Source organism: Geminocystis herdmanii PCC 6308 (assembly GCF_000332235.1).
Lineage (GTDB): Bacteria > Cyanobacteriota > Cyanobacteriia > Cyanobacteriales > Cyanobacteriaceae > Geminocystis > Geminocystis herdmanii.
The window spans coordinates 1,493,612-1,520,315 of the sequence record NZ_CM001775.1; the positions used below are offsets into that span (position 1 = coordinate 1,493,612).

At 34.4% G+C, this 26,704-nt stretch carries 20 protein-coding genes; 13 read left to right on the forward strand and 7 right to left on the reverse strand.

Annotated elements, in window-relative coordinates; translation table 11 throughout:
- Positions 1-31: 31 nt before the first annotated feature.
- Positions 32-3,964 (reverse strand): hypothetical protein, encoded by a 3,933-nt coding sequence (locus SYN6308_RS07610; protein WP_017293845.1) that lies wholly within the window; start codon positions 3,962-3,964, stop codon positions 32-34.
- A gap of 257 nt (positions 3,965-4,221) precedes the next feature.
- Here SYN6308_RS07610 and dnaJ point away from each other — a divergent pair, with 257 nt between their 5' ends.
- The 5 genes from dnaJ to SYN6308_RS07635 all read left to right on the forward strand — a co-directional run bounded on the left by dnaJ (position 4,222) and on the right by SYN6308_RS07635 (position 9,094).
- A complete protein-coding gene (dnaJ, locus tag SYN6308_RS07615) occupies positions 4,222-5,355 on the forward strand; it encodes a molecular chaperone DnaJ (protein ID WP_017293846.1) in 1,134 nt (377 codons plus the stop codon).
- A gap of 277 nt (positions 5,356-5,632) precedes the next feature.
- Positions 5,633-5,854 carry a sulfurtransferase TusA family protein gene (locus SYN6308_RS07620; protein ID WP_017293847.1) on the forward strand — a complete coding sequence of 74 codons (222 nt, stop codon included), beginning with the start codon at positions 5,633-5,635 and terminating at the stop codon, positions 5,852-5,854.
- Positions 5,855-5,857: 3 nt separating this feature from the next.
- Entirely contained in the window at positions 5,858-6,916 is a 1,059-nt protein-coding gene (rsgA, locus tag SYN6308_RS07625) for a small ribosomal subunit biogenesis GTPase RsgA (protein ID WP_017293848.1), read from the forward strand.
- Between the two features lie 160 nt (positions 6,917-7,076).
- Positions 7,077-7,901 carry an SAM-dependent methyltransferase gene (locus SYN6308_RS22065; RefSeq protein ID WP_017293849.1) on the forward strand — a complete coding sequence of 275 codons (825 nt, stop codon included), beginning with the start codon at positions 7,077-7,079 and terminating at the stop codon, positions 7,899-7,901.
- A gap of 26 nt (positions 7,902-7,927) precedes the next feature.
- Complete coding sequence (locus SYN6308_RS07635; protein WP_017293850.1) at positions 7,928-9,094, forward strand: SpoIIE family protein phosphatase; 1,167 nt, start codon at positions 7,928-7,930, stop codon at positions 9,092-9,094.
- Positions 9,095-9,195: 101 nt separating this feature from the next.
- On the opposite strand, the gene SYN6308_RS07640 is transcribed toward SYN6308_RS07635, so the two are convergent.
- Both SYN6308_RS07640 and SYN6308_RS07645 read right to left on the reverse strand, forming a co-directional pair.
- Positions 9,196-9,867, reverse strand: a complete 672-nt coding sequence (locus tag SYN6308_RS07640; protein WP_017293851.1) for an N-acetylmannosamine-6-phosphate 2-epimerase — start codon at positions 9,865-9,867, stop codon at positions 9,196-9,198.
- A 554-nt stretch (positions 9,868-10,421) separates the two neighbouring features.
- Positions 10,422-10,565, reverse strand: coding sequence for a high light inducible protein (locus tag SYN6308_RS07645; RefSeq protein ID WP_017293852.1), 144 nt, complete (start codon positions 10,563-10,565; stop codon positions 10,422-10,424).
- A 377-nt stretch (positions 10,566-10,942) separates the two neighbouring features.
- On the opposite strand from SYN6308_RS07645, the gene SYN6308_RS07650 reads away from it, so the two are divergent.
- A complete protein-coding gene (locus SYN6308_RS07650; protein ID WP_017293853.1) occupies positions 10,943-11,461 on the forward strand; it encodes a hypothetical protein in 519 nt (172 codons plus the stop codon).
- A 95-nt stretch (positions 11,462-11,556) separates the two neighbouring features.
- On the opposite strand, the gene SYN6308_RS23820 is transcribed toward SYN6308_RS07650, so the two are convergent.
- Positions 11,557-11,781, reverse strand: a complete 225-nt coding sequence (locus tag SYN6308_RS23820) for a DUF6737 family protein (RefSeq protein WP_071590980.1) — start codon at positions 11,779-11,781, stop codon at positions 11,557-11,559.
- Positions 11,782-12,269: 488 nt separating this feature from the next.
- Positions 12,270-14,516 carry a ribonuclease R family protein gene (locus SYN6308_RS07660; RefSeq protein ID WP_017293855.1) on the reverse strand — a complete coding sequence of 749 codons (2,247 nt, stop codon included), beginning with the start codon at positions 14,514-14,516 and terminating at the stop codon, positions 12,270-12,272.
- Positions 14,517-15,175: 659 nt separating this feature from the next.
- On the opposite strand from SYN6308_RS07660, the gene SYN6308_RS07665 reads away from it, so the two are divergent.
- Positions 15,176-15,520: a hypothetical protein gene (locus SYN6308_RS07665; protein WP_017293856.1), complete on the forward strand. Its 345-nt coding sequence runs from the start codon at positions 15,176-15,178 to the stop codon at positions 15,518-15,520.
- Positions 15,521-15,551: 31 nt separating this feature from the next.
- Here SYN6308_RS07665 and SYN6308_RS07670 read toward each other — a convergent pair whose 3' ends face one another.
- Both SYN6308_RS07670 and SYN6308_RS07675 read right to left on the reverse strand, forming a co-directional pair.
- Complete coding sequence (locus tag SYN6308_RS07670) at positions 15,552-16,496, reverse strand: DNA polymerase III subunit delta' (protein WP_017293857.1); 945 nt, start codon at positions 16,494-16,496, stop codon at positions 15,552-15,554.
- Between the two features lie 117 nt (positions 16,497-16,613).
- Positions 16,614-17,468, reverse strand: coding sequence for a DUF4351 domain-containing protein (locus SYN6308_RS07675; RefSeq protein ID WP_017293858.1), 855 nt, complete (start codon positions 17,466-17,468; stop codon positions 16,614-16,616).
- 74 nt (positions 17,469-17,542) lie between these two features.
- On the opposite strand from SYN6308_RS07675, the gene SYN6308_RS07680 reads away from it, so the two are divergent.
- From SYN6308_RS07680 to SYN6308_RS07715, 6 genes are all read left to right on the forward strand, one after another.
- Complete coding sequence (locus SYN6308_RS07680) at positions 17,543-18,184, forward strand: Uma2 family endonuclease (protein ID WP_017293859.1); 642 nt, start codon at positions 17,543-17,545, stop codon at positions 18,182-18,184.
- A 12-nt stretch (positions 18,185-18,196) separates the two neighbouring features.
- The gene (locus SYN6308_RS07685; RefSeq protein WP_017293860.1) at positions 18,197-19,144 is read left to right on the forward strand and encodes a DUF4351 domain-containing protein; all 948 of its coding nucleotides are present in this window, start codon (positions 18,197-18,199) and stop codon (positions 19,142-19,144) included.
- 179 nt (positions 19,145-19,323) lie between these two features.
- On the forward strand, positions 19,324-22,575 hold the full coding sequence (locus SYN6308_RS22070; RefSeq protein ID WP_040466832.1) for an efflux RND transporter permease subunit: 3,252 nt from the start codon (positions 19,324-19,326) through the stop codon (positions 22,573-22,575).
- 539 nt (positions 22,576-23,114) lie between these two features.
- On the forward strand, positions 23,115-23,867 hold the full coding sequence (gene mreC, locus SYN6308_RS07695; protein WP_017293862.1) for a rod shape-determining protein MreC: 753 nt from the start codon (positions 23,115-23,117) through the stop codon (positions 23,865-23,867).
- 100 nt (positions 23,868-23,967) lie between these two features.
- Entirely contained in the window at positions 23,968-24,861 is an 894-nt protein-coding gene (locus tag SYN6308_RS07700; RefSeq protein WP_017293863.1) for a PhzF family phenazine biosynthesis protein, read from the forward strand.
- A 377-nt stretch (positions 24,862-25,238) separates the two neighbouring features.
- The gene (locus SYN6308_RS07715; RefSeq protein WP_017293866.1) at positions 25,239-26,675 is read left to right on the forward strand and encodes a MotA/TolQ/ExbB proton channel family protein; all 1,437 of its coding nucleotides are present in this window, start codon (positions 25,239-25,241) and stop codon (positions 26,673-26,675) included.
- The last annotated feature ends 29 nt before the right edge of the window (positions 26,676-26,704 follow it).

The window sequence follows — 26,704 nt, forward strand, 5'->3', positions numbered from 1 at the left end:
AAATGTAGGGCGATGCACCGCCCACCACTCCCTAATCGCTAATTTTCGATCGATACTTTTGTGCTTCTTCCTGATGTCCTCCTTTTTCATAGTATTTAACAGCAGTTTCAAAATCTTCCATTTTCAGACAAGCAGAAGCGGCTTTGTCCCATTTTTCCAAATATTGCCATAATTGGGCAACTTCTTCCCATTTTTGTTGATATTCGCAGACGATCGCCAATTTTTCCCAGTTCGAGACTTTACGCCAACATTCTTCCGCTTTTTCCCAATTATGAGCTTTTTCGTAACATGAACCAGCTCTTTCAATTTCATTGACTAATAACCATGCTTTACCCGCATCCGTCCATTTTTGTTGATATTCACAGATAAGGGCAACTTTTTCCCATTTCCAGACTTTACGCCAACATTCTTCCGCTTTTTCCCAATCCTTGACTTTTTCATAACACTGAGCAGCTTTTTCCCCTTTATTTGCCTGTAAATAAGCCGATGCGGCTTTTTCCCACTGTTGTAACTGTTCACAAGCATTACCGTATTTTTCCCAATTGCGGGATTGTTGCCAATATTTAGCCGCTCTTTCCCAGTCTTGACAATTTTCGTAGCATAGAGCCGCTTTTTCTACTTGATTACTTTTTAGCCAATCATAAGCCGCTTTTTGCCATGTTCCCTGTTGCTTACACGCATTCTCTACCTTTTCCCAATTTTCTAGTTTTGCCCAACAGTCTTCTGCTAATCGCCAATGTTTACCTTCTTCGTAACATAGTGCGGCTTTTTCTATTTCCCCTAAGTTATGCCAACAATGTCCTGCTTTTTCCCATTCACCTAATTTTTCCCAAATTTGAGCTGATTCTAACCATTTTTCCTGTTTTTCTAACATCTTAGCCGTTCGATCGCTCCTTTGTAACTCACGCCAACATTTTTCGGCTAGTTGCCAGTATTCTCCTTCTTCATAACATAAACCTGCTTTTTCTGTCTCATTAACTTTTTCCCATGCAATACCTGCTTTTTGCCATTCTCCCAAATTCTCCCAACTTTCGGCAGCTTCCTGCCATTTTTCCTGTTTTTCACAGGCTAAAATAATTCTTGTCCAATTTTTCGCCGCTAACCAACATTTTTCAGCTTTATCCCACGCCTCACACCGTTCATGACATAAGGCTTCCAACTCATGGGGATTAGTTTTACTCCATGCTTGAGCCGCTTCCCTCCATTTGTCCTGTTGCTGTAAACAAATAGCAACAAAACCCCAATAACCCAATTCTTTCCACAAATCTTCAGCTTTACGCCATCGATTCGCCTTTTGATAACATAGAGCAGCTTTTTCCGTTTCTGCGATTTTTAGCCATGTTTTAGCGGCTAACTCCCAATTTTCTTCTTGCTCATATGACAAGGCTAATTCGTACCAATTACCTAATTCTTCCCAACATTTTTGCGCCGCCGTCCATTTTTCTGCTTTTTGCCAACAGTAAGCCGCTTTTTGCACATTTCCTTCTTTTTGCCAACAATTACCCGCTTTTTCCCACTGTTGCTCTTCTTCCCAAATTATAGCGACTCGATGCCATTTATTTAACTTTGTCCACATTTTGATAGCAGACGTAGCTTGTTCATTTTCTCGATAGTATGTATCAGCTAATTCATAATATTTATTGCCTTGTAGGGTGAGGTTTTTTGTCTGACATTCATCCCCAGCTAATTCCCACTGATTATCTTTTTCAAAACAGCGTAATTTCCCTTCAAAATCATCAGCTTTTTCATAACAAAATTTGGCTAATTTATAATCGTTTTCTTGTTCAAAATAAAGCCCTCTTTTTTGCCATTCTTCTGAACTTAACACGCCCCATTTAGCTAACCATAGTTTTTTGTCAACTTCATTCCAACAATTAATCGCTTCATCAAAAATGCCTAATTTACTCCAAATATCTCCTGCTTTGCCCCAGTTTCCTTGTTCTTCTTCTAATAAGGCTTCGACTTTTGCCGCTCCTGTTATATCATTATATCTATGATAAATTTGGCTTACTATTTGATAGGCTTTATCGGTACTTTTTTCTAAATAATTATTAGCAATATTTGCCATTTCTTTTGCTGAATATTTATCTTCAAAAATAGGCTCTAATTCTGTCTCGTATCCTATATCAATTAAGTTATTAATGTTAGATTCATTCCAAACATCATCGATAAATTCGTCATAAAAATATAATTTTTTCTTGGCAATATTCGCACAAGTATAGATTTGATTATATTTTATTTTGTTTAAGGTTCGATCGTCCACAGCATGATTAATTTCTGAGATATTAGCAAACATTTTCCATACTAAAACCTGTTGAAATTCTAAGTTTTCAATTTCTGAAAAAGGAATAATTCTCTGGCTATCACTAGGAAAAAGATTACTTAGTTTATTTCTTTCTTCTTCATTAAAAACTACGATCGAACTGTCAATACTCAAACTATGTTTGCTCATCAAAAATTCTGGAGTAATTTCAGAAATAATCAAAGGCTTACAATCACCTTTTAACCAAGAAAAATGATGCAGATTTTTACCTGATAAATTAGCAACAGTAACTCCTAATTTAGCAATATTATCACAGTAACTAAAATTATGGGTTAACTCTTTCGGTTCAATTAATTCTCGAATTGTTTTCCAATTAGATAATTTACGATAGGATTCCACTAAGATTTTTTTGATTTTATTCCAAATCAAATTTTTCCCAATTAAATTAACCTCATTATCTCCCACTAAAAATATTTGAGGAAAGTAATTAATATCATCATTAACCTTTAATAATTTTAAAATAAATTGTATATGTAATTCGGTAAGTTTATCAACCCCATCTACATAAATAGCCTGATATTCTCCTTGATAATTGTCAGGGAATTTAGTTAATAAATATTGAGTTAAATCTAATTCATCCCAATAATTTTGAGATTCTAACCAATCTTGATATTCCGTCGCTAAACTATAAATATATTTAAAATCAGTATTTACGGGTAAAGTACTTTGATTTTTAAAAGCTAAATATTCATCTAAAGTAATTAAATTTCTGCCTGTCATTAAAACTTTATCTGAACCTTTAATTACTTGTCGAATTTCCTGCCATAATTCATCAGTTTTCACAGTAAATATTTTTTTTGCTTTAAAAAAATGTTCCGTAAATTTATAAAAAGTTATTTGTCTTTGAGCTAAAAATTTTTGTGTAAAAATTAACGGATATTTATCAATAATACTTTTCGTCAAAAATTGATAATTATAGATATTAAGATGACTATAAAAGGTAAAATTATTAATACTTTTTTTAATTTCCTTAACGGAAAATTTATTATCAGTTAAAAATAGTATTTTTTCTTCTCCTTTTTTACTCAATAGATGAGCTTTTCCTAAGGCTGAATATATAGCTGTGATCGTTTTTCCTGTGGACTTATTTCCAGTGATTAAAACAGGAAAACTAGGATTTTGATTAAGAATATTATATTGTTGCTGAGAAACTAAAAAAACTTCAGTAGAATTTTGGTACTGGGAAAGATCACAGAAAAAATCGCTTTCCTTTAAAATAAAATCTTGAGGATTAAAATGATAATTATTATTGATTAAAGTATTAATAATCTTATCTTCATTTTGTGTCTTATTTCCTTGAACTATCTCCAAATTTTTTAGGGGAATATTGCTATGATTTTTGATGGTGGATAAACTATTTATTTTCCTTTCTGGTTCAATAAAATCAATAATTTTAATGATATTTTGATCACTATTATTTTTGGTAATAAAAACTAAAACTTCTAACAAGTTATGATAAGAAAAGCTAGTAACTATTTCAGGAGTTTTGACTAAAATTGAAGATACTTTATTCCCTACATCAGAATTAAGTAATAATTGATAAAGATTATTGAGAAAATTACTGCGATTTGGTAATGATAATGTATTTAATTTTGCCCAAAGGTCAAAGGAAATGGAAATGACAAAGTCTGTAGAGGTCATAATTTTCAATACACCTATATATTATTGTTCGATCGATAATACCTAATAGTATAAATCAATAAGTAAGGGTTGTTTCATCGTACTTTAAGAAAAAATTAAGCTATTGCCATGGAAGTTAAAAAGTGAAATTAGAAAAATTAGGACTTGACTTCAAGATAGATCAAGATATTTTTTAAAAAATGTTAAGATTTTATATTAGAATGATTGATGATAGTGTATATAGAGCAGACCAATCAAAGTAATAATTATCAACTAATATGTCAGGCGACTACTACGAAATTCTCGGCGTTTCCCGCAGTGCTACCAAAGAAGAACTAAAATCAGCTTATCGTAAAATGGCACGAAAGTATCATCCCGACGTGAACAAAGATGCGGGAGCAGAAGAACGTTTTAAAGAAATAAATCGAGCTTACGAGGTGCTATCCGAACCAGAAACGAAAGCCCGTTACGATCGTTTTGGAGAAGCAGGAGTTGGGGGAGCAAGTTCTGGAGGAGTGGGCTTCGATCCCAATGACATGGGAGGATTTGCCGATATTTTTGAGACTTTTTTTGGCGGTGGATTCGGAGGTAGTAGTACTGGTACTGCTACTCGTCGTCGTGGTCCTACTAGGGGGGATGATTTACGGCTGGATCTTCGGTTAAAATTCCGAGAAGCAGTGTTTGGTGGTGAAAAAGAGATCAAGATACCCCATTTAGAAACCTGTCAAACCTGTAAAGGTAGTGGTGCAAAAGCAGGTAGCTCCCCTAAAACCTGTGGCACTTGTGGCGGTACTGGACAAGTTAAACGAGCCACTAGAACGCCTTTTGGTAGTTTCGCTCAAGTCTCCACCTGTCCCACTTGTAACGGAGAAGGACAAATTATCGAGGAAAAATGCGACTCCTGTGGAGGACAAGGTAGAAAACAAGTCAACAAAAAACTCAAAATCACTATTCCAGCAGGGGTTGATAACGGTACTCGTTTAAGGGTTAGTGGTGAAGGAGACGCTGGTAGTCGTGGAGGTCCTTCAGGGGATTTATATGTATATTTAGCCGTAGAAAATGATACCCACTTTAAACGAGATGGTATTAATATTCTTTCGGAAATTACCATCAGTTATTTACAAGCAATTCTAGGTTGTCGTTTGCAAGTACCCACCATTGACGGCGATTATGAACTGACTATTCCCGCCGGTTTACAACCTAATACGGTGATGACTTTAGAAGATAAAGGCGTACCGAAGTTAGGTAATTCTGTCAGTCGTGGTAATCATTTGTTAACCATTAAGGTGGATATTCCCACGAAGATTAATTCTGAAGAACGAGAATTATTAGAAAAATTGGCTCAAATCAAAGGAGAACATACTTCTAAGAAAGGTTTTGAAGGATTTTTCGAGAGTATCTTTCATAAGTAGGTGTTGTACCATAGTTTTTTGATGAAGATAGGCCAAAGGCAAGAGTTTTACAATAGACTTCTTTAGAAAAGATTTTTATTGGTTCGTAGTAAGGGCTTCAGCCCTCTTTTCAGAAATAACTAGGAGTTAAGTAAAATAAGTATTTTCGTCTAATTTTAAGACTATTTGTTGTATTTGGTGGGCAATGCCCACCCTACATTTCGGATCGGTGAGTAAGTCCTAATAAGGTAGATGTCTAATGCTTCTATAAATTATTAAATATTAGTAAATTTGTATAATGACACAAAAAATTTTAGATTTAAGGGGGACACCCTGCCCGATTAATTTTATTCGTAGTAAGTTACAATTAGAAAAAATGTCATCAGGAGAATTATTAGAAATTTGTCTTGATGGCGGTGAACCGATCGAGCAAGTTCCCAATAGTTTATCCATGGAAGGCTATAATATTGAAGGGGTTGAGGATAAAGGAGAGTATTTTGTTTTATCGGTTCGTGCCTGATTTATGATTAATTCTGCAAACATTACTCCATCAGATTTAGTTCAAGGTACGGTGATCGCACATCTGGCTAATTTTTATCAGGTTCGTCTTGGCAATAACGAAACTCTTTTGTGTACCCGTCCTACTCGTTTGAAAAAAATCGGTCAATCGGTATTAGTGGGCGATCGAGTTATGATAAAATCTAGTGAATCGGAACGGGGTGCGATCGATTCTGTGTTGCCAAGAGAGACGGAATTAGAACGCCCTCCCATGGCTAATGCTGAACAAATATTATTAGTATTTGCTTTAGAAGAACCTAGCTTAGATACAGTACAATTAAGTCGTTTTCTTGTCAAAGCTGAGTCCACGAATTTAAAACTGGTACTGGGATTAAATAAAGTAGATTTAATCTCCCCTGAGCATAAAGAGAAATGGCATCAAAGACTTTCAGAATGGGGCTATGAGCCTTATTTTTTCAGTGTCAACACAGGAGAAGGCATCGATTCCTTACAACAAATTCTTAAGAACAAAATTACTATTTTAGCTGGACCTAGTGGAGTAGGAAAATCTAGTCTCACATCCCTACTAATCCCAGAGTTAGATATTCGCATCGGAGCAGTGTCAGGCAAATTACAAAAAGGTCGTCACACCACCCGTCATGTGGAATTATTTGAACTTTTAGAAGGAGGTTTTATTGCCGATAGTCCGGGGTTTAATCAACCTAATTTCGATTTTCCCCCCGAATCCCTGATTAATTATTTTCCCGAAGCAAGACAGAAGCTGAGAGCAAATATTTGTAAATTTCATAATTGTATTCACAAAGACGAACCTGAGTGCGCCGTCAAAGGAGAATGGGAACGTTATCAATACTACCTGAAATTCTTAGAGGAGACGATCGAGTATAATCAAAAAATAGCTCATAGTAAAGATCAAGAATCCACTATGAAAACCAAGTTTAAGGCAGACGGGAAAAAATCTAGTGAGCCAAAATTAGAAAGCAAAAAATATCGGCGAGTATCCCGTAAATTTACCAATCAAACATTAGAAAATTTATCTTTCAATGATGAAGAAGAGTTAAATTAAGTTATGTTGTTAAATGTTAAGTTATATTGTTAGGTGTTGATCAATAATCCAATGTGCAACTTATTGTGCGACTATCATAATCACGTTCAATAAATTGAACTCAAAATTGTTAAAGACGGTTTAATTCTTTATTTCTCATTCCTTATTCTTAATTAAAATCATGGGCTATTTTGATACATTAATCGAAAAATTTGACGAAAATCCCGAATTAGAAGAAGCCTTCGGAAAACATATCCATTGGGGTTACTGGGAAAATCCTGCTAACGCTACTGGTACTTTAATGGATTTTGCGATCGCAGCCAATAATTTATCTAAATTAGTAATTCAAACCGCAGAAATCCAAGACGGAGTTAGTATTCTCGATGCTGGTTGTGGCTTTGGTGGAACAATTAGTTTACTTAATGAAACCTTCCATAACTTAAATTTATCTGGTGTTAATATTGATAACGCACAGGTTGAAAGAGCCAGAAAAGTTATTACACCACAAAATAATAATAGTATTGAATTTATTAATGCTAATGCCTGTGATTTACCTAATTTTAATCGATTATTTGACTACTCGATCGCCCTAGAATGTATCTTTGCTTTTCCCAGTCGAGAAATCTTTTTTCAACAAGTCAAAAAAAATTTAAAATCTTCAGGAAAATTGATTATTGTTGACTTTATTATTAATCCCAATATTAGAAAATTTTGGCTATGGTTTGAAACTCAAATTCTAAGTAGATTAATTACGGATACCTATGGTTCAAAAGCAACAAATCAAGTCGAATTTATCGGCATAAAAGACTATGAAAATATAGGTAATAAAACAGGCTTTAAACTAGAAAAAGTAATAGATATAAATAAGAATGTACAGCCAACTTACCCCGTTATCAATAAATTAATTGTTGATAATTTTAATGATTTCATGACAGCAAAAGGATTAGAAATTTTTAGTCAATTAAATTTAATTAATTACCAAATTTTAGTTTTTTCATCTATATAGAAATCTTAAATAAATTGAGAAGATTTATGAATGAAGATAATTTTTTTGATATTTATTACTATAGTTTAAACAAACAAAATGAAGAATTATGCGGTGATCAAGTAAAATTTACTAAGGGTAAAGATAAAAGTACGATCGTGCTTTCAGATGGGTTAGGTAGTGGAGTAAAAGCGAGTATTTTAGCCACTTTAACCACCGAAATTTTAATCACCATGCTTGATGCAGATTTACCCTTAAAAGAAGTCATTGAAACTATTGTCGGTACTTTGCCTATTTGCCAAGTGAGAAACATTGCTTACGCTACTTTTACCATTATTTCGATCGATCATAATAATAACAAATTTCATGTAATTAACTTTGATAATCCGCCTATTTTTTTATTAAAAAAAGGTGTAATTATTCCATTAAAACATAAAACAGAACAAATCTTAAACAAAAAAATTCAATCCTGTCAAGGAGTATTAGAAAGAGGAGATTTTTTAGGAGCGGCTAGTGATGGAATTTTATATGCAGGGTTAGGAAATACGATGAATTTTGGTTGGGGTTGGGAAAATATAGCTAAATTTATGGAACATATTTTTCGTACAAAAGCCACAAACTCCCGTAATATTATTGAGCCAATTATTAAAGAAACAAAAAAATTATACTGTGATTATATCGGTGATGATGCCACTTTTGTGGGGGTATATATTCGTAAGCCTAAACCATTAATGATTTTTTCTGGTCCTCCTTTAGATGTTACCAAAGATGAAGAATATGCAGAACAATTATTGAGTTTTTCAGGCAGAAAAATTATTTGCGGAGGCACGACTGGTAATATTGTAGCCAATTATATGGGAGAGACGATCGAAATGGATATAATGACGATGAGTAAAGAATTACCCCCCATAGGTAAACTCAAAGAAGTTGATTTAGTCACCGAAGGAATCTTAACAATTTCTAAAGCAAAAGAAGTTTTAATTAAATGTAAATGCGATATAACGAGATTACCCACCGTAAAAAATGGAGCAGTTTTATTAGCAAGAGAAATCTTAGAAGCTGACTCTATTTACTTCTTAATTGGGCAACAAATTAATGAATTTTATCAAAACCCACTGTTACCTAAAAATATCTCCATTAGAAGAAGTTTAATCGAAGATTTAGTTAAATTATTAAGAGATAATCAAAAACATATTATTATCGAATATTGTTAAGTTTAAAACTATAGCAATCTTCCATCATTCGTAAAATTTTTGCCCCCTAACCCCCAAATTTGGGGGAATAAAACAAGGTTTGTAGTGAGGGTTTTAACCCTTTATTCTATTGCCTCAACAAATTTTTTTGCCAATAAATCAATTCCTGTAATCGCTGTACCAACTACCACTGAATAACAGCCTAAATCAAGAGCTTTTCTCACTTCTTCGGGGGTTTTAACTCCACCTTCACAAATAACAGGTTTATCAACGGTTTTAAGCAGTTTCTCGATAAATTCAAAGCTAGGTGGTATCAAATTTTGTGTTGCTTCTGTATAACCGTAAAGGGTAGTACCGATAAAATCTGCACCTGCTTGATTCGCTTCGATCGAACTTTCAAGAGTATCAATATCTGCCATAATAGGCTTCCCCAACTCCTGCTGAATTTTAGTCATAAGATTAGCCATAGTTTCACCATTAGGACGACTACGAAGGGTAGCATCAATAGCAATAATATCCGCACCCGCCTCACTCACAGCAACAGCATCTTCAAAACGAGGGGTAATATAAACAGAAGAATTAAGCCCCATTTGTTTCCATAAACCGATAACAGGAATATCAGGTAACAATTTTTTCACCGCTTTGATATGGCTTGGGCTATCAATTCTCAAACCCTTAGCACCTTGGTTAACACAGGCTTGGGCAATAACGGCAATGATGTCTGGATGATGTAAGGGTGAATCGCTAGGTGCTTGACAGGAAATAATAAGGCTTGATTTTAAGATTTCGAGCATAAATAATAATTAGGTATTAGATGTAGCCCTTTCAACCAGTACATGAATACTAAAATGAAAGACTTTGATAGACTAGATTATAAATTATCTATCAGAGGATGTAGTCGATGTTATCGAGTATTTTAGAAAAATTTGTTCAAGATATTCCCCCATTATCGTTATGCCACAGGCTTTGAGGACTAAAATTTTTACTGTAAGTAGGCAAAATTAATTGTATGTTTACTTTATGAAAAGCACTCATGCAAGAGGCAAAAGACAACAAAGATTGTCAGTTATTTTAATTAATTTAAAAATTCACAATCTATTTTGCATTAGTACTTATCATCAATTACTACTATTATCGGGAAGAACAAATTTGTTCGATTGATTCTGAAGCGGTAGAGTCAGCGGTAGAACAAATAGATGGGCGATTAAAAATTTTAGACTATTTTTGACATTGAAGATTATTAGAATACCATGTGGTTCAGTAGAATAAAAGAGTAAGGGGGTTTTATCCCCCTTCTTTATCAGGTTAAATTAAATTAACCACTTGTATTTATCTTTTAACAGAAAGATTACATTAAGCCTAATTGGGCTAAAATACCTTTTCCAGTTAATAATTCGGTAGCAATACCGATTACAAAACCTAACATTGCTAAACGTCCATTCCAGTTTTCAGCAAATGCGGTAAATCCGACTTTAGTTTCTTTGTTGTCCATGATTTTTGTCTCCGATATATTAAAATTGCGTTGGTGTCAAATAACTTAAATCTAATTTAACATAGATTTTCAAAGTTGACAACAAAACTTTACATTATTCACAAAAAAATTTTAGAACCCACATTCCGCACGTCAAAGTGTATAAATTTAGATTATGAAATGAAATAGTAAAAAAGAACTACGAAGGAAAATCTTGGGGAAGTTTTTTGAGTAAAAATACTGAGTCAGAGTATAGTTTTTTTGCAAAAAAAGAGAACTTCAACTAATTAGTAGAAAACTTAGACAATTTTAGGGATAATGAGGGTTAAAACCTACGAGTCAATTAAAAATCTATTCGATCGAGATCGAAGTCTATTAAATACTTGATAGGAATTTATATGATTAAAAAGGGTTGGGCATTAGTATTGGGGTTAGGTACTGCTTTTATCTCCACTCCCGCACTGGCTGAAATGTTAAATTTAGGTAAGGCTTCCACTGGGGCGATTATTAAGTTGGATACCCAAAGTATTCAAAGACAAACTGGTGCAAATAGTGGAAAGGTAAATTTTACTTACTATTTAGGTGGACAAAAGATGCCTTCCACTGCAAATTGTCAGACGGGTAAATGGACGGCTAAAGGTAGAGAAAATACACCACAGTCAAAAGCAACCAGTGATATGATTAGTATTGTTTGTTCTGCCAAAACTTTGACTGAGAATCAACAAGAAGACTTAGCTACAGTTTTAATTTATGATCCACCTTCCAATATACGCCAAACTCCTAATGGCAAAGTACTTTGCAGTATCTCAAAAAAGTTGGTAACTACCGTATATGTAGAAGATCAAAATGGTTGGTATCAAACACCCTTATGCGGTGGTGGCTGGATTCATCAAAGTCAAATTCGCCCTTTTCCTTAATAATTCTGATGATGAGAATAAAATAGTTTTTGACATTTTCCGTAAGCTCGATCGATCGACGGCTAAATAATCGATAATGCCATTTTTATTCTTGATTATTCGGGGGTTGTGGTATTAATAGTTTCTTGTTTGCCGTATAAATAGGGAATGAGGATGAGGAAAAGCAACCACCAAACACAGATTAAGGTGAAAAATAAAGCGGTTAACCACATTAGCTCAAACAATAGCCAACTTCCTGCGATAATTCCTATTCCTGTTAGTATAATTGACCAAGGTTGACACCACCAAGGCTTATATTTCCAGATTGATGATGACGGCATAATTACTTCTCGGCTTACTAATTTTATGGCAAAAGATGATTAAGACTGTAGTTAGTTTATCTGTTATTCTACCTTCGATCGATCTCAATAAAAATATCACAAAAATTCAATTTTATTCTTGATTTCTTGAGATTCACAAATTGATTTACAATAGTAAAAATGCCTTTAGTCAATAAATATTTATGGATTTAAGTACCCACAACAACCTCAGTTCGATGCAAGAATGTTTGATAAGGGCAGGTTTCAGGTTGCAGGTTGCAGGTGTAATTTTCAGAAGATTATATAATTCGATCAAAGAATTGAAGATAAAAAAATCAATTAGGATATATTTTTTGTCAATTCTTTAACCCTTTCCGATACCTGACACCTGACACCTTTACACCACCTAAAATTTTATATCGAACTCAGGTATATAGAAGATTTTTTTCTCGAACTGAGGTAAAAATTGATAAAAGAGGGGTTAAAAACCCCCGAATTTTTGAGAAAATTTAATCCTCGAAATCTTCATCAAGGGCGCTACTACCGCCGCGCACGGTAACTAAGTCGATTTGTTGGCGGTAATAGTCAACGCTTTTAATTTCTACTTCCACGGTATCCCCTAAGCGGTAGGCGGTACGGTTTTTTCTCCCCACTAAACAGGTATGGCGCGATCGATATTCGTACCAATCATCCTTAAGAGAGCTAACATGGACTAAACCTTCTACTAAGGTATCTTCAATTTGCACAAAGAAACCGTAGGATTGTACCCCTGTAATTAAGCCACTAAAGACTTTACCAGTGGAGTCTTTCATTTTTTCGGCTTTTTTCAATCCTGCTAAGTCTGTTTCTGCGTCTTGGGCAATTTTTTCTCTTTCGTTGAGATGGGTAATTAAGGAATGTAATTCTGTTTCCAGATAGGCTTGAATGGCGGTAGGGAGGATATTCCAATTAATTTGACCATGACAAGTATTACTTCCTAATTCAACAGCCTGACTCGATCGAGTAGTACGTCGATCGCGCCCATGTTCAAAAAGAGCTTTTAATACTCGTTGTATTTGTAAGTCAATATACCGTTGTCCGGGGGAGACACAATGGGTATAAATAGGTAAGGCTAAACCAAAATGGGGGGCTGGGTGATGAGAGTATTTATCAGGTTTGAGGGAATTTAACAAAAGATAGTGTAACACTTTTTCATAGTCTGATTTGCTAAACTCTTGGATGAGATTGTAGTAATCAATGGGGTGTAATTCCTCCTCCGATTCCAGTTGAAAATCGAGTTTTAAGTTTGTCACCAGTTTTAACAAGTCTTCTAACTCATCCCAATCTGGTTTGGCTTGGGTACAATAAATAGCTGGTAACTGTAACTCTGTTAGGTGTTCAGCGACAACTTTGCCCACTAATACCATTAATTCTGTCATCAAGGATAAAACAGGTAAAGTAGCATAGGATGCGATCGCACCGATTCTGCCTTCATCCTTAAAGTAAGAGGTGATTTTATCTAAAGTGATGTCAAAACCGCCTCTTTGTAGCCTTTGAGCTTTAACCAGAGGGCTAATTTCAAAGAATAGATGATTGAGAAATGGTAGTGTATCCGATAATTCGGGCTTAGTAGTACCTGAACCGATCATGGTTTGTACTTCTTTATAGGTTAACAGATGATCGACTCGAATCACCGAAGGAGTGATGTTATATTCTAATACTTGCCCTTTATCATCGAGGGTGAGTAACACAGAAATGGAGAGTCTATCTTCTCCAGTGACTAAAGAGCAACATTTTTGTACTGATTTGGGTAATAAATCAATCACTTTATCCCCTAAGTGAACACTTGTACCTCTTTTTCTTGCCTCTCGATCGAGATGAGTGTCAGACTCAATATAATGAGCGACATCCGCAATGTGAACCCCTAAACGCCAATGATTATCTTCAGTTTTTTCGAGAGTAAGGGCATTTTCAATTAACAAGTCTAATTCCTTAGAGATTTCTTGTTCGATGGTAATGGTTAACAAATCCCGAAAATCTGTACGGTTTTCTAAATCAGCTTCGGTGATATTAGGGGTTAAACTTTGTGCCTGTTGTAAAACTCTCTCCGAAAATTCTTGGGGTAAATCATGCTTAGAAGAAACAATATCCGTATCAGCGGCGGTTTCTGCATCACTACCTAATACTCGAATTACTTTGCCTACAGGGGGATTTTGTCCGATGGGATACCGTAAAACGTTAACATGAACGAGGTGATTAACGGCTTCTTCTAAGGGTTGCCCATTTTGTTTCAGACTTAATTCAAACAAAAGTCGATCGTCGAGGGGTACAGCGCTATAATCCCCTTTATCTTCCACTACCCTCGCCAAAACCGAAGGATTTGCCCTTTCTACAATTAATTTTACCTCACCTTCGGGAGAACGGCGACGAGTACCCTCTTTAATGATTTTAACTAAGACTCGATCGCTATTCCAAGCATTACTAAGATGAGTTTCTCGAATATAAATATCGTCTGCGTCTTCCTCATCTTGAATAGCGAAGCAAAAACCTTTACTCGAACATCGTAATTTTGCTTCTACCACGTCTTCTTCTAACACTCGGCGATATTTGCCAAACTCTTTCGTAACTACCCCAATCCTTTCTAAAACATCGAGAGCAATTTGTAGTTTTTCGAGTTCTTCAGACTCTTCACAACCCAATTTTTTTTCTAACACTTTCCCCGGCACAAGTTTATCGACACTGAGGTGAGAAAGTATTGTAGCGATTGAAAACTCCATTGACTATATCCTTTCATTTATAAATAATAACGTTGGTTTGTTTCTCTAATATTTTTGACTAATATTCTTTCCAGAGAAATTTAAGTCATTAGCCATAGTATTGTTATGTTCAAATTTAAGAGAAACTATCTTGAGAATAAATTTAGTAGTCTTAGACACAAATAAAGATAGATTCAAATTCAGATAATGATGACTTTGAGGGAGAAAAACGAGGTTGTTGCTATGAATAATAATCGTTTTTTTAAGATGGTGTTTCAAAGTCTTGACGGAAGAATATTTACCGATGATCGTGAATTATGCTGATTGATTATCCTTAATGATGATTATAGAGACTGTAATGCAAGGAATGTTTTTTAGTCTTTTTGTGTTTAAAACCATAACTATGCTTTACCTTGATCTACTAATTTTATCCTCAATCTATTAATATATCCTATTTCGATCGATCTGTTTTACTGATTTATTAATTAGGGTTTGCTGAATAACCCAGAAGACTATTAAAATTTAAGGTTTAGACATAATACATTGTAAGTTATTGATTAATGGCTAAAGCCATCACTACAAACTTTTTTGATAAGTAATTTTGTTAACTTGATATAATTATTCGTATCAAAATTTTTGATAACTTTTGTCGTTTAACATTGAGGAGAAGATAATTAATTATGTCCTATTCCTTTGATATTGTGGGAGTCACCCCTGTTTTAGATTTTTTCTATTATCAGCAAAAACTAGAACAAAATCCTAACCGTAGTAAAGCCTATCTTGGTAGTTATCAATGTACTTTAGATAGTTTTATTCAATCTACAGAAATGATCCTCGAAAAACCTGATTGGAATTGGGATCAAGTTGTAGAAACCATTGTAGATTTTTGGCTACATCAGGAAGAAACCATCAACCAATGGAAAAACACTTTTGATAATTCTACTCAAGAAAATTTGATTGTTGCTAGAGTAGCGAATGTTCAATGGTTAAGAAAAGAGTTTAAATCTTTACTGGAAAACAATTAGAGAGGTGTTAGGTATTAGGTATTAGGTTGTATTAAGATATATCTTGACAATCCAAGAAAAAACAATCCCAAACTAAACGAGGTTGTACATAACGCATTAGGGTTTTTTTTACTTTTTCTAAACCTTCAATTAAATTAGTTTTACGGTGTTTATCCCAATATAAATATTGTAAATAATCTGCTAACCAAATTTGAGTTTCTACTTCTAATTCTTTGGTTATTTCTTTTGCTAAATTTAAGCCCTCAATAACATTATTTGGCAATTTAGTCAATCTTGAGAGCAATTCTGAGGGAATTTCCCTAAGTTTTTGCCAGTCGGCGATCGCTTTTCCAGGGCATCCTTGAGACATTTTCATTAATTGAGGATAATCTAAAACTTGAGCGGCATCTTGACGATACAAAACTAATTTTAAATGTTCTTCACTCAAACGAGAAAAGGGGATAATTTGACAACGAGAAACGAGGGTTGACAAAATAGAATCCACACTAGGCGCTATCAAAATAATTGTAGCTTGTCCCGGTTCTTCTAGGGTTTTTAGTAACGCATTTCCTGCGGATTCTGCCATTAATTCCGCTGATTCAATGACTACTACAGATCGATCGCACTTTAAAGGCGGACGGGCTAAAAATTGACTAATTTCCCTAATTTGTTCAATTCTAATTTTCGGAGCAGTTTTTCGTTTTAAGCCTTTTTCTGTGGCTTCTTTAGCGGTTAGAAACGTTCCTTTATCGTTGTAAGTTGGTTCTACCCATAAAAAATCAGGATGATTTCCTTCGTATAACTTTTTACAAGCAGAAGCATAATTTTCTGTGGGAGAAATCATCAACATTTCCGTAAAACACTTCGCCCCAAAGGCTTTACCCACTCCTTGCGCCCCAACAAATAAGTAAGCTGGTGCAATACGATTGATTTCGATCGCCCTTTCCAATAATTCTACTGCAAGGGGTTGTCCAATTAATTTTGCTAATGGTTTCATAAAACTAGGAGTTGCTGAAGAAGTTTTTTAATGAAGATTACAGGGGGAAAAGGAGGAGAAAATACTTAGAAATTAAGGGTTCGATCGCGCAGTGCCGCCTTTGGCGATCGAATATTTTTAAGTATTATATTCTAACCATAACTCTAAATCTTCTAAACAATCAAAATCAAAAAGAGCAAGGGTTAATTCTTCCATTTTTTCTAAAGATAAACTCTGAATTTTACCCGTTAAATCTGGTTCTATTTTTCCTAGATGTTGATTAATAATTTTGATAATTAAGTTTAAGGCTTCTTCTACTTTCCCTTCAATTTTCCCTTCAATTTTCCCCTCAATTTTACCTTGTTTTTTGATCTCTTGGTAAATAACAGAACTGCGCATAATTTCCTCCTTTAATAATGATTGAATGAAGTTTTTATCTAATTTTAATCCTGCTAAAATACTGATGCTCGTCATTAAATCTGATTGTAATTCCTTTTCCTCAATGTCGTTAACTTTTGTGGCAACTTCCTCTAAGATGTTTTGAGGAGATTCAGTTTTTGCCAACACCGCAAAGGGATATAAAATAGGTTCAGATAAAAAAGATGTTGCTTCTTCTTCCCATAGACGAATAATTCTATATTTATGAATGGTGTTTTCATCCTGATATTGTTTTTTAAAAACAAACTCTGAATTACTTTTTTGTAAAAAAATAATCACCTGTGTAATGGGATAATTATACTTTCTTTTTAATCTAACATAATAATCTAACATCCTTAAAGGTAAAGGAGGTTTAGATTTTGGTTCGGTTTGAAATTCCAGATGTAAAATCCGTTTTCCTACCCTTAAAAATAACACAGAATCTGCGTGGATAGGATTAACATTTAACTCAGTTTTTAAGACTCGAATTGATGTTTCTTCACTATCAAGTAACCATTTTACAAAAACTTGAGGATATTGTTGGGCTAAAAATTTACAAACATTATCAAAACTCATTATTTTTCATTAAACTAAATTATTACTATAATTTTAAATATTAATTCTTTTATTATGAATTTCCATTGTTTATTATGACTCAACTTCTTTCTAAAATAGATTGTGATACTTGGGTAAATGCTACTTGGGATGAATACCAAGGGGCTGAAAATAATCCCGATTATAACAAAGCTAAAATTTATTATCATCAAGGAAAAATTAAAATCGAAATGTCACCATTAGGACTTGAACATTCTAGGGATCATTCTATCATCAGTAATGCAATTAATTTGTATAGTGTGCTTAAAGGCATCAACTTAAATTGTCAAGATAATTGTACCTATCGTAAAACAGGGGTTCGATCGGCACAACCTGATTTATCCTATTATATTGGGGAAAATGTTGATGTTGTACCCTATGGCACTGGAATTGTCGATTTAGACATCTATCCTCCTCCTAATCTCGTGATTGAAATAGCAAACAATTCTCTAGGGGATGATTTAGGCATCAAACGGCTTTTATATGAAAATTTTGGCACTCAAGAATATTGGATTGTGGATGTACAAAGTCAGAAAATAATTGCTTTTGCCATTAACGATGGTGGTAGTAAAAAAATAAATCAATCTCAGGTATTATTAAATCTTGAACTGTCCATCCTAGAGGAAGCACTACAAAAAACAAGAGTTTCTAATCATAGTCAAGTCGGGGCTTGGTTATTACAAAAATTTAGTACTTAAAGTTAATCAAAAATGACACAATTTCCTCATGACCAATTTGTGAAAGAATATATTCCTGAATTAATAAATGAATATGGTATCGCCAATGCTGGAGAAACATTAAACAGTGAAATGAGAGAAATAGACATTTTTTTTATTCCACAAAAACCAGTGCCAACTTCTCCTGATACATTAGGATTATTAGGTAAATTAGCTCAAAATACTTGTTTATTTGAGGTTTTTCGCAATCCTGTGGAAACTTATCAAATTCAAGAATGTATTGCTAAATTATTTGATATTCAAAATTTACAAAGAAGGGAGAAACGTAAAAATAAAGAGAAAATATTATCTGACTCCATACCTTTTTTATGGATTTTAACACCAACTTTATCTCAAAAAAAATTAGAGGAATTTTCAGGAAAATTAAACTTAAATATTTATTCTGAAGGAATATATTTTTTACCTCCAGCTTTACACACAGCAGTAGTGATAATTCATCAACTGCCGGTGAATCAAGAAACTTTATGGTTAAGAATGCTAGGTAGAGGGAGTGTACAGGAAAAAGCCATTGAGGAGTTAAAAAACTTACCTGCTAATTATCCTCATCGAGATAACGTAATTGAGTTAGTATTTAATTTATTCACGGTGTTAGAATTGAACCAAAAAGAAGGAAACATTTTACAACCAGAGGATAGAAAATTAATTATGAAATTATCACCAGTTTATTTAGAAAGATTAGCCGAAAAAGAAAAAATCGGTATGGAAAAAGGCTTACAACAAGGATTACAACAGTTACAAGAAAGAATTGACAAGGATAAAGACTTAATCATTCGTCAATTAGTTCGGAAATTAGGGACAATTGAGGATGATTTACAAACACGGATAAAAGCCCTAAATATTGAGGATGTCGAATTATTAGCAGAGGATTTATTTGATATGACTTCTATGGATGATTTACAAAAATGGTTAAGTAATTTTTAGAAATTATATTTTTTTTCTTGATTTGGTAATCGTCACTTTATGGTTAGTCTTAAGTATAAACTCGATCGAATCTATCGAATCTGATTAAGATTTTTAACTTATTAGTCTAATTTAAGCTAATCTTGGTTTATTTTGGATTTTATCAGTATCATTATTTTCATCGTCTTTATTTATTCGTCATGTCTCTTTCTTCTGAATTTATTAAACGTCCCGTATTAACAACGGTTTGCACGATCGTAATTATCCTGATTGGGGTAATCTGTATGGCACTGTTACCCTTAGATAAATTACCGCAAATTGCCCCAAAACAAATATCCGTTAGCGCTAACTATGTGGGGGCAGATGCCAAAACTACTGTTGATAATGTTACTAGCGTGTTAGAAAGAGAAATTAACGGTACTGCTGACATTCGTTGGATTAGCTCCAATACTGCTAATACTGGGCAAAGCAACATTAACGTTAGTTTTCCCGTAGAAATTGACAGTAACACTGCTCAAGTATTAGTACAAAACCGAGTAGCTCAGGCTCAATCTAGTTTACCCCCCATCGTTAACCAGTCTGGTATTACCACACAACAAGCCTCTCCCAGTGTTACTCTTGCTTACGGTTTTTATTCAGAAAAAGGGGAAGATGGTAAATATTTATATGATCCAGTATTTTTATTTAACTATCTCGATCGATATTTGTGGAATGAATTAAACAGAATTGAAGGGGTAGGAAATTTAAACGCCCTAGGTTCATCTACCTATGCGATGCGCATTTGGGTTGATCCTAACAAACTAGCTGCACGAGGTTTAACCGCTACAGATGTGGTGTCAGCAATTCAAGAGCAGAACTTTGATATTGGTACAGGGGGGATAGGAAGACTACCGAATCCCGATGACCAACAATTTGAAATTCCTTTAAAAGTACAAGGACGTTTTGTTAACGAAGAAGAAGCCGAAAATATTGTGGTGAAGGTGGGAGATAATGGTACTTTGATCAGAATTGGGGATATTGGGAGAGCAGAATTAGGGGTTGAAAATTATATTACTTTAATTAGCCTTGATGGAGATACTCCTGCCGTTGCTCTAATTATTTATCAGTTACCCGGTAGTAACGCCCTTGATACTGCCAATGCGGTTAAAGCCAAAATGGAAGAACTAAGAAAATCCTTCCCCCCCGGATATAAAGATGTAATTGTTTTAGATAATACTGAATTTATTGATGCCGCTCTGAAAGATTTAGTTATTACCTTATTACAAGCGATCGCACTGGTAGTATTAGTTATTTTCGTATTTTTACAAGATTGGCGAACAACTATTATTCCTTCCGTTGCCATTCCTGTAGCCTTAATTGGTTCGATGATTGCCCTCAAAGCCCTTGGTTTTACCCTCAATCAGTTAACCTTATTCGCTTGTGTATTGGCGACAGGTTTAGTAGTGGACGATGGTATTGTAATTGTAGAATCTGTATCCAATAAATTAGCCCAAAGAATGCGCCCCCTTCAAGCGGCTTTTGACTCTATGGATGAATTATTTGGAGCAGTTATTGCCACATCTGTGGTATTAATGGCGGTATTTATTCCCGTTTCTTTCTTCCCCGGCACAACGGGCATTGTTTATAAACAGTTTGCTTTGACGATCGCCGCCGCCGTTGTCTTTTCTACTTTCAACGCTTTAACTTTCTCTCCTACCATGTCAGGGATATTGTTAACCGCCCCTAAAAAAACAAAAGGTCCTTTAGGGGTATTTTTTGAACTATTTAATCGTTTCTTCGATGCTTTTAAAGCAGGATACCGCAATGTAATTACTTTTTTAACGAAGCTCAAAACCTTGATTATGATTCTTTTTATCAGTGGTTTAATTCTCACGGGATGGATGTATCAAACCATACCACAAGGATTCGTTCCTGAAGAAGATCAAGGATATTTCTTTGTGATTGCTACGGCACAACCCGGTGTATCTCTCAACTATACTCAAGAGATTAACAGTAAAATCATGGCAGAAATCATGGAGTTTGAAGAGGTTGATCATGCTATGGCGTTGACGGGATTTTCCTTCGATGGTATCAACAGTAATCAAGGTTTATTCTTTGTTAAATTAAAGAATTGGGCGGAGAGAGAAGGGGCTAATCATTCCGTATTTGGGGTTATACGCCGTTTAAACCCGATTTTACGTCAAAAAATTGACAATGCGAGGGTTTTTGCCGTTAATGCTCCTCCTGTGGATGGTTTAAGTAACTTTAGTGGTTTAGAGCTTTATGTTCAAGATCGTCAGTTATCAGGGATGGATGCTTTAATTGATAATACTCAACGGGTAATTGCCGCCGCTAATCAACGTCCTGAAATTGCAGGGGCTTTTACGACTTTTACCTTTAATTCTCCTATCTTACAAGCTAATATCGATCGAGAGAAAGTGAAAGCGATGGATGTGGACATTAACGTAGTTTTATCTAACTTGCAAACCTATCTCGGCGGAAACTTTGTGAATCAGTTTGTCTTAGACGGGCGTTTATATCGAGTTTTCGCTCAAGCTGACAGTGATTTTCGATCGAATCCCGACGATATTAATAAAATTTATGTTCGTAGTCGTAACGGTGCAATGGTGCAAATGAGTGATATATTAACCCTCGAAGAAAGTACTTATCCACCCATCGTTACCAACTATAACGTTTACCCTGCCATCAAAGTTAACGTATCTCCAGCCCAAGGCTATAGCTCAGGACAAATTATCCAAATCATGGAAGAAGTAGCAAGTGCAACCCTACAACCCGGCTTTGGTTTTGAATGGACAAACACCGCCGCCGAAGAAAAAACCGCAGGAGGGGCGGCTCCGATCGTATTCGGGTTAGGTTTTGTGATGGTATTCTTAGTATTAGCCTCCCAGTACGAAAGCTATATCGATCCTACCATCATCATGTTAACTGTACCCCTATCGATTTTAGGAGCATTAGGAGGCATCTGGTTAAGGGTTCAATTCCAAGGCACAGAGAGTATTTGGCCCATTCTCGACAATAATATTTATGTACAAGTAGGGTTAGTAATGCTCATTGGGATGTCCAGTAAAAACGCCATTCTGATTGTGGAATTTGCCAACCAAGCGCGTACCCTCGGCATGAATATCACCGAAGCCGCCATTTATGCAGCTACAGAGCGTTTTCGTCCGATTTTGATGACAACTATCTCCACCCTATTTGGCTTTTTACCCTTATTAGTTGCTACTGGTGCTGGAAGTATTAGCCGTTGGTCACTAGGTACATCTGTATTCGGTGGGATGATTATTTCCACAATTCTCAGTTTATTATTTGTACCTAACCTTTATATTGTCATCAAGAGTTTTGAACAAAATATCTTAGAAGGAGACAAAACACCTCGTAAACCAAAGGATGACGACAAAAATGGAGGAAGTCCGAATATTGAACAACCTCCCCCCCTTATTTCTGAAAATTAAGGCTTAAAAAAGGTGTTAGAAGCTGTTATATAAAACTTACTCATAGTTACCTATGACGTTTACTTCTTGCTTCTACCAGTCAAGTCGGCTTGATACTGTCCACAAGCGTTGATTCGGGTGTAACCCACCCTACTTTTATTATTCTAATTAATTGATTAATCTTGAATAATAACTAATTTTTTATTTAATTTAATCTTTAAATTAAATAGTTTTAACAGTCTTGGTTATCGACTTCATTAAAAGCTAACATATTTTAAAAAAAATGTCAACCTTTATCCCGTGAGTAGGTATAAACAACTATAATAAACTATTAGTTAACAGTTAAAAGCTCTTTGAAAAGCACGGTTTTTTCAAAGTCGGGGTAGAATTAAATTTCATTGCTAATAGCTTAACTCTACTAAAGTGAGTTCGATTCTTCTTCTTAGGTAGGCTAAGTGAGTAAGCAAAATTAATTTTGCACAAGTACTTAAGAACTAATTCAAAATCTTTTTTGGAGAAGTCTATTATCCAATATCCACTATTCACTATTTATTGAGGCTTTGAAATTAATTTATCGTTGGTGGCAAAAATATGGCAGTCAATTAGTCTTCGGGCTAATTAGTATCTTTATGGCGTGGTTAGTTTATTATACTCAGGGTACATTAATTTCTGAGATGTTATATCGTCTTTCTCCTTCTTGGTTATTGTACCCTCAAATCGATCGACAGGCATTATATGAACAACGTACCATTGAGGAATTGAGTAATAAAATTGTAGCTTTAGAAACCCAAAATCAAAATCTCAAAAAAATTATTCAGTATCAGGAAAAGTCTTCTGATTCTTTGATTCCGGCGAGGGTTATCGGTAGAAGTGCAGATGCTTGGTGGCAAATTGTGACGATCGATGTGGGTAATAATAAAGGTATTAAACCTAATCATGTGGTGATGAGTGTCGGGGGATTGGTAGGAAAAGTTATTAATGTAACTGCAAATACTAGCAGAGTTTTATTGATTAGCGATTATAACAGTCGTGTGGGTGCAACGGTTGTCAGAAAGGGCTATCAAGGTTTTATTAAAGGGCAAGGCACTCCCGTTGGTTTAATGGAGTTTTACGCTAAAGTTGCGGATGTGAAAGTGGGAGATGTGGTGACAACTTCTAATATAAGCAGTATTTTTCCCCCTGATATTCCCATTGGTAAGGTAACTTCGATCGATCTTAACAAAAGTCCAGCCCCAGAGGCACAAATTGAGTTTACTGCACCTATTGATTTTTTAGACTGGGTAGTGGTAGATTTAACGGAAAAACCTCAATAATTAGGGGTTGTTGAAAAAGTTTTATAATGATAAAGACTTTAGATTATCTTAATGACATTTTTATTAATCTTAAATTTTCTCTAATTCGATCGAACCTATAATGAAATTTTATACCCTTGACGTTTTCACCGATAAACCCTTTACAGGCAATCAATTAGCTGTATTTCCCCACAGTGAAGGGTTATCTTCCAAAACTATGAGAAAAATTGCAAGGGAATTTAACTTCTCCGAGACAGTATTTGTTTTTCCTCCTAGCAACCCTCAAGCCAACTTTGACTTAAGAATCTTTACTCCAGCAGGTGAAATTCCCTTTGCAGGACATCCTACCATTGGCACAGCCTTTCTGTTAGCATATTTGGGTATGGTACACTTAACCGATGATACCACCGAAATTATTTTACATGAAGGAGTTGGTAATGTTCCTGTTACTATTTATAGTCAATATAACGAAGCTCTCGCCACAGAATTAAGTGCCCCTAATCCTCCTGAATTTTACCCTGATATTCCCTCAAAATTAGCTTTAGCTGAGGTTTTATCCTTATCAGAAGCGGATTTAAGCGATAAATATACACCTCAAGGAGTTTCCTGCGGTTTACCCTTTCTCATTATTCCTCTTAATAGTTTATCCGCCTTGAAAAAAGCACAACTTAACTTAATCCATTGGCAAAAAACCTTATCTAATCATATCGCTCCTCATATTTATCCTTGTTATCAAGTAGAGGAATTTCAATGGCAAGTGAGAATGTTTGCCCCTAGTTTAAATATATCAGAAGACCCAGCAACAGGTTCGGCGGCTACTGCTTTTGCCGGTTATTTAGCGACTTATCAACCTGAAAAAGATGGTAATTGGCAATGGTTAATTGAGCAAGGTTTAGAAATTAATCGCCCTAGTAAAATTATAGCCAGTGCCTCTAAACAAGATCATCAAATTACTCAAATCAAAGTCAGGGGAGAGTCAGTCGTTATCACCGAAGGAGTTTTGGTAACAAAATAATTAGGGATTGCCTCATAGTCTTTTGATGAGGATAGGTATCGGAAAGGGTGTTAGGTATTAGGTTAAAGAATGAAAAATCAAGGTTTTGATGCTTTGCATAATATAAAAAAATATAGAGATATTATTAAAAATAAGGTCAAAAGTGTCGAATTTTTGAATAAAAATCCTTATAATTTAATTTTATAAATTTTAATTAATTTCGATCGAATTTTAACAATTATTAAATATTTAGGTAAAATCAAATAATTATCAATCATTTGAAAAATGCTGTTATTTATCCATAATAAATTATCAAATATTTTATTTATTGGGATATACTTGTATAACAAGTCAATGTTAGTATAAACTATAATTTTAATTTGTAAAATAGACACATCATGGCTCAAATAAAAGTGCATAGTCGCCAAGAATTAGACATCAACTTTATTACGGTTTTTATTGGTGCATTAGTATTAACAATTCTAATTTATGTTTTGTTTTTACCCTTCAAAGAAACCTATATAGGTATATTATTATTTGAAAGAGGTTTGACTCAATATGTAACAGTTTTTTTTGCATCTTTAGTCATAGTAATTACCATTAATAAATTTTTAACAATTACTAAAGAAACGAAAATTTTAAAAAAAATGGGATTACCTGAAAATCTTATTTTTGATGATCATAAATCTTTACAATTAGCTAATTTACAAGAAGATTTTGCTCGTACCCCAACCATGATTACCAGTCGATTAAGTCGTATCTTAAATGCTTATATTCTCTCAGGTAGTCGTAAAATAGTCACAGAATTAGCCTTAGATGATAGCTCATTTTATCTCAGTGCTTCCGAATCTTCCTATGCTTTACCCAGAATTTTAGTGTGGGCGATTCCCTTATTAGGGTTTATTGGTACTGTATTGGGTATTAGTAGCGCTGTTAATGGTTTTTCGGGTTTTCTTGATAATACTGCCGAAATTGACCAAATAAAAGAGGGTATCGGCACTGTCACCAGTGGCTTGGCAGTGGCTTTTGATACCACTTTATTAGCGCTTCTTCTCAGTGTGGTTGTAATGATTCCTTTAGTTTTGATAGAAAAGATGGAATCAGAATTATTATTAGCAACGGAAATTTACATTAATGATCATATTTTACCTCGTTTAAAAGAGAATAATGAACAGGAAAAATCTATCTTAAATAGTGATACTTTAATTCAAACAGTTACCAATGCTATTAATAATAAATTACCTTCAAAAGAGGAATTAATTCAACCGATAAAAGATGCTTTACCTACTCCTCAAGAATTGATTAATCCAGTGGAAATTTATGCTAAAGAAGCTGCTCAAAATTTAGTATCAGAATTTATTGAACAATTCCAACAAATAAAAGTACAAGAAACGACTTTAATTGATAGTATTAAAGAGATTAATCAGGTTATTTTGCTCGATCGAGATAATTTTGTCAATAGTTTTGGACAACAAAATGCTTTAAATCAGTCTATTATCACTAATATTAAAGAATTAGTGGATTTAGTTAGGGAAAATAATCAGGCTAATGATAATAGTTTACACGATCGAACTCAAGTTATTAGTAATGAATTAAGTAAAGCCGCATTAAGCCTAGAAGAAAAAGTAATTTCCTTAGAAAAATCTAGTGCCAAAATTGGCGAACTTCATCAGTTACAATCTAGTTTAGAAAAAGTAGTGCAAGTGTTAAATAATATTGGTGAAATGCAGAAAACTTTAGTTAATATGCAAGATAAAATTGAACTTTTACAACCTGCCTTACAAGATTTAAGTAAACCTAGAGTGATTCGTTTAGTTGAACAAATTGAGCAATAAAAATGTGTTAAAAGGTTTTAGGTTTTAGG

What these genes read in the sequence shown, in the direction of transcription:
- SYN6308_RS07645 (WP_017293852.1), bottom strand. Translation starts at nt 10,565, where the DNA reads ATGGACAACAAAGAAACTAAAGTCGGATTTACCGCATTTGCTGAAAAC.
- SYN6308_RS07715 (WP_017293866.1), top strand. Translation starts at nt 25,239, where the DNA reads ATGGCTCAAATAAAAGTGCATAGTCGCCAAGAATTAGACATCAACTTT.
- SYN6308_RS07610 (WP_017293845.1), bottom strand. Translation starts at nt 3,964, where the DNA reads ATGACCTCTACAGACTTTGTCATTTCCATTTCCTTTGACCTTTGGGCA.
- SYN6308_RS07685 (WP_017293860.1), top strand. Translation starts at nt 18,197, where the DNA reads ATGACACAATTTCCTCATGACCAATTTGTGAAAGAATATATTCCTGAA.
- SYN6308_RS07620 (WP_017293847.1), top strand. Translation starts at nt 5,633, where the DNA reads ATGACACAAAAAATTTTAGATTTAAGGGGGACACCCTGCCCGATTAAT.
- SYN6308_RS07660 (WP_017293855.1), bottom strand. Translation starts at nt 14,516, where the DNA reads ATGGAGTTTTCAATCGCTACAATACTTTCTCACCTCAGTGTCGATAAA.
- SYN6308_RS07635 (WP_017293850.1), top strand. Translation starts at nt 7,928, where the DNA reads ATGAATGAAGATAATTTTTTTGATATTTATTACTATAGTTTAAACAAA.
- SYN6308_RS07675 (WP_017293858.1), bottom strand. Translation starts at nt 17,468, where the DNA reads ATGAGTTTTGATAATGTTTGTAAATTTTTAGCCCAACAATATCCTCAA.
- SYN6308_RS07640 (WP_017293851.1), bottom strand. Translation starts at nt 9,867, where the DNA reads ATGCTCGAAATCTTAAAATCAAGCCTTATTATTTCCTGTCAAGCACCT.
- dnaJ (WP_017293846.1), top strand. Translation starts at nt 4,222, where the DNA reads ATGTCAGGCGACTACTACGAAATTCTCGGCGTTTCCCGCAGTGCTACC.
- SYN6308_RS07700 (WP_017293863.1), top strand. Translation starts at nt 23,968, where the DNA reads ATGAAATTTTATACCCTTGACGTTTTCACCGATAAACCCTTTACAGGC.
- SYN6308_RS23820 (WP_071590980.1), bottom strand. Translation starts at nt 11,781, where the DNA reads ATGCCGTCATCATCAATCTGGAAATATAAGCCTTGGTGGTGTCAACCT.
- SYN6308_RS07670 (WP_017293857.1), bottom strand. Translation starts at nt 16,496, where the DNA reads ATGAAACCATTAGCAAAATTAATTGGACAACCCCTTGCAGTAGAATTA.
- SYN6308_RS07680 (WP_017293859.1), top strand. Translation starts at nt 17,543, where the DNA reads ATGACTCAACTTCTTTCTAAAATAGATTGTGATACTTGGGTAAATGCT.
- SYN6308_RS22070 (WP_040466832.1), top strand. Translation starts at nt 19,324, where the DNA reads ATGTCTCTTTCTTCTGAATTTATTAAACGTCCCGTATTAACAACGGTT.
- SYN6308_RS07650 (WP_017293853.1), top strand. Translation starts at nt 10,943, where the DNA reads ATGATTAAAAAGGGTTGGGCATTAGTATTGGGGTTAGGTACTGCTTTT.
- SYN6308_RS07665 (WP_017293856.1), top strand. Translation starts at nt 15,176, where the DNA reads ATGTCCTATTCCTTTGATATTGTGGGAGTCACCCCTGTTTTAGATTTT.
- SYN6308_RS22065 (WP_017293849.1), top strand. Translation starts at nt 7,077, where the DNA reads ATGGGCTATTTTGATACATTAATCGAAAAATTTGACGAAAATCCCGAA.
- rsgA (WP_017293848.1), top strand. Translation starts at nt 5,858, where the DNA reads ATGATTAATTCTGCAAACATTACTCCATCAGATTTAGTTCAAGGTACG.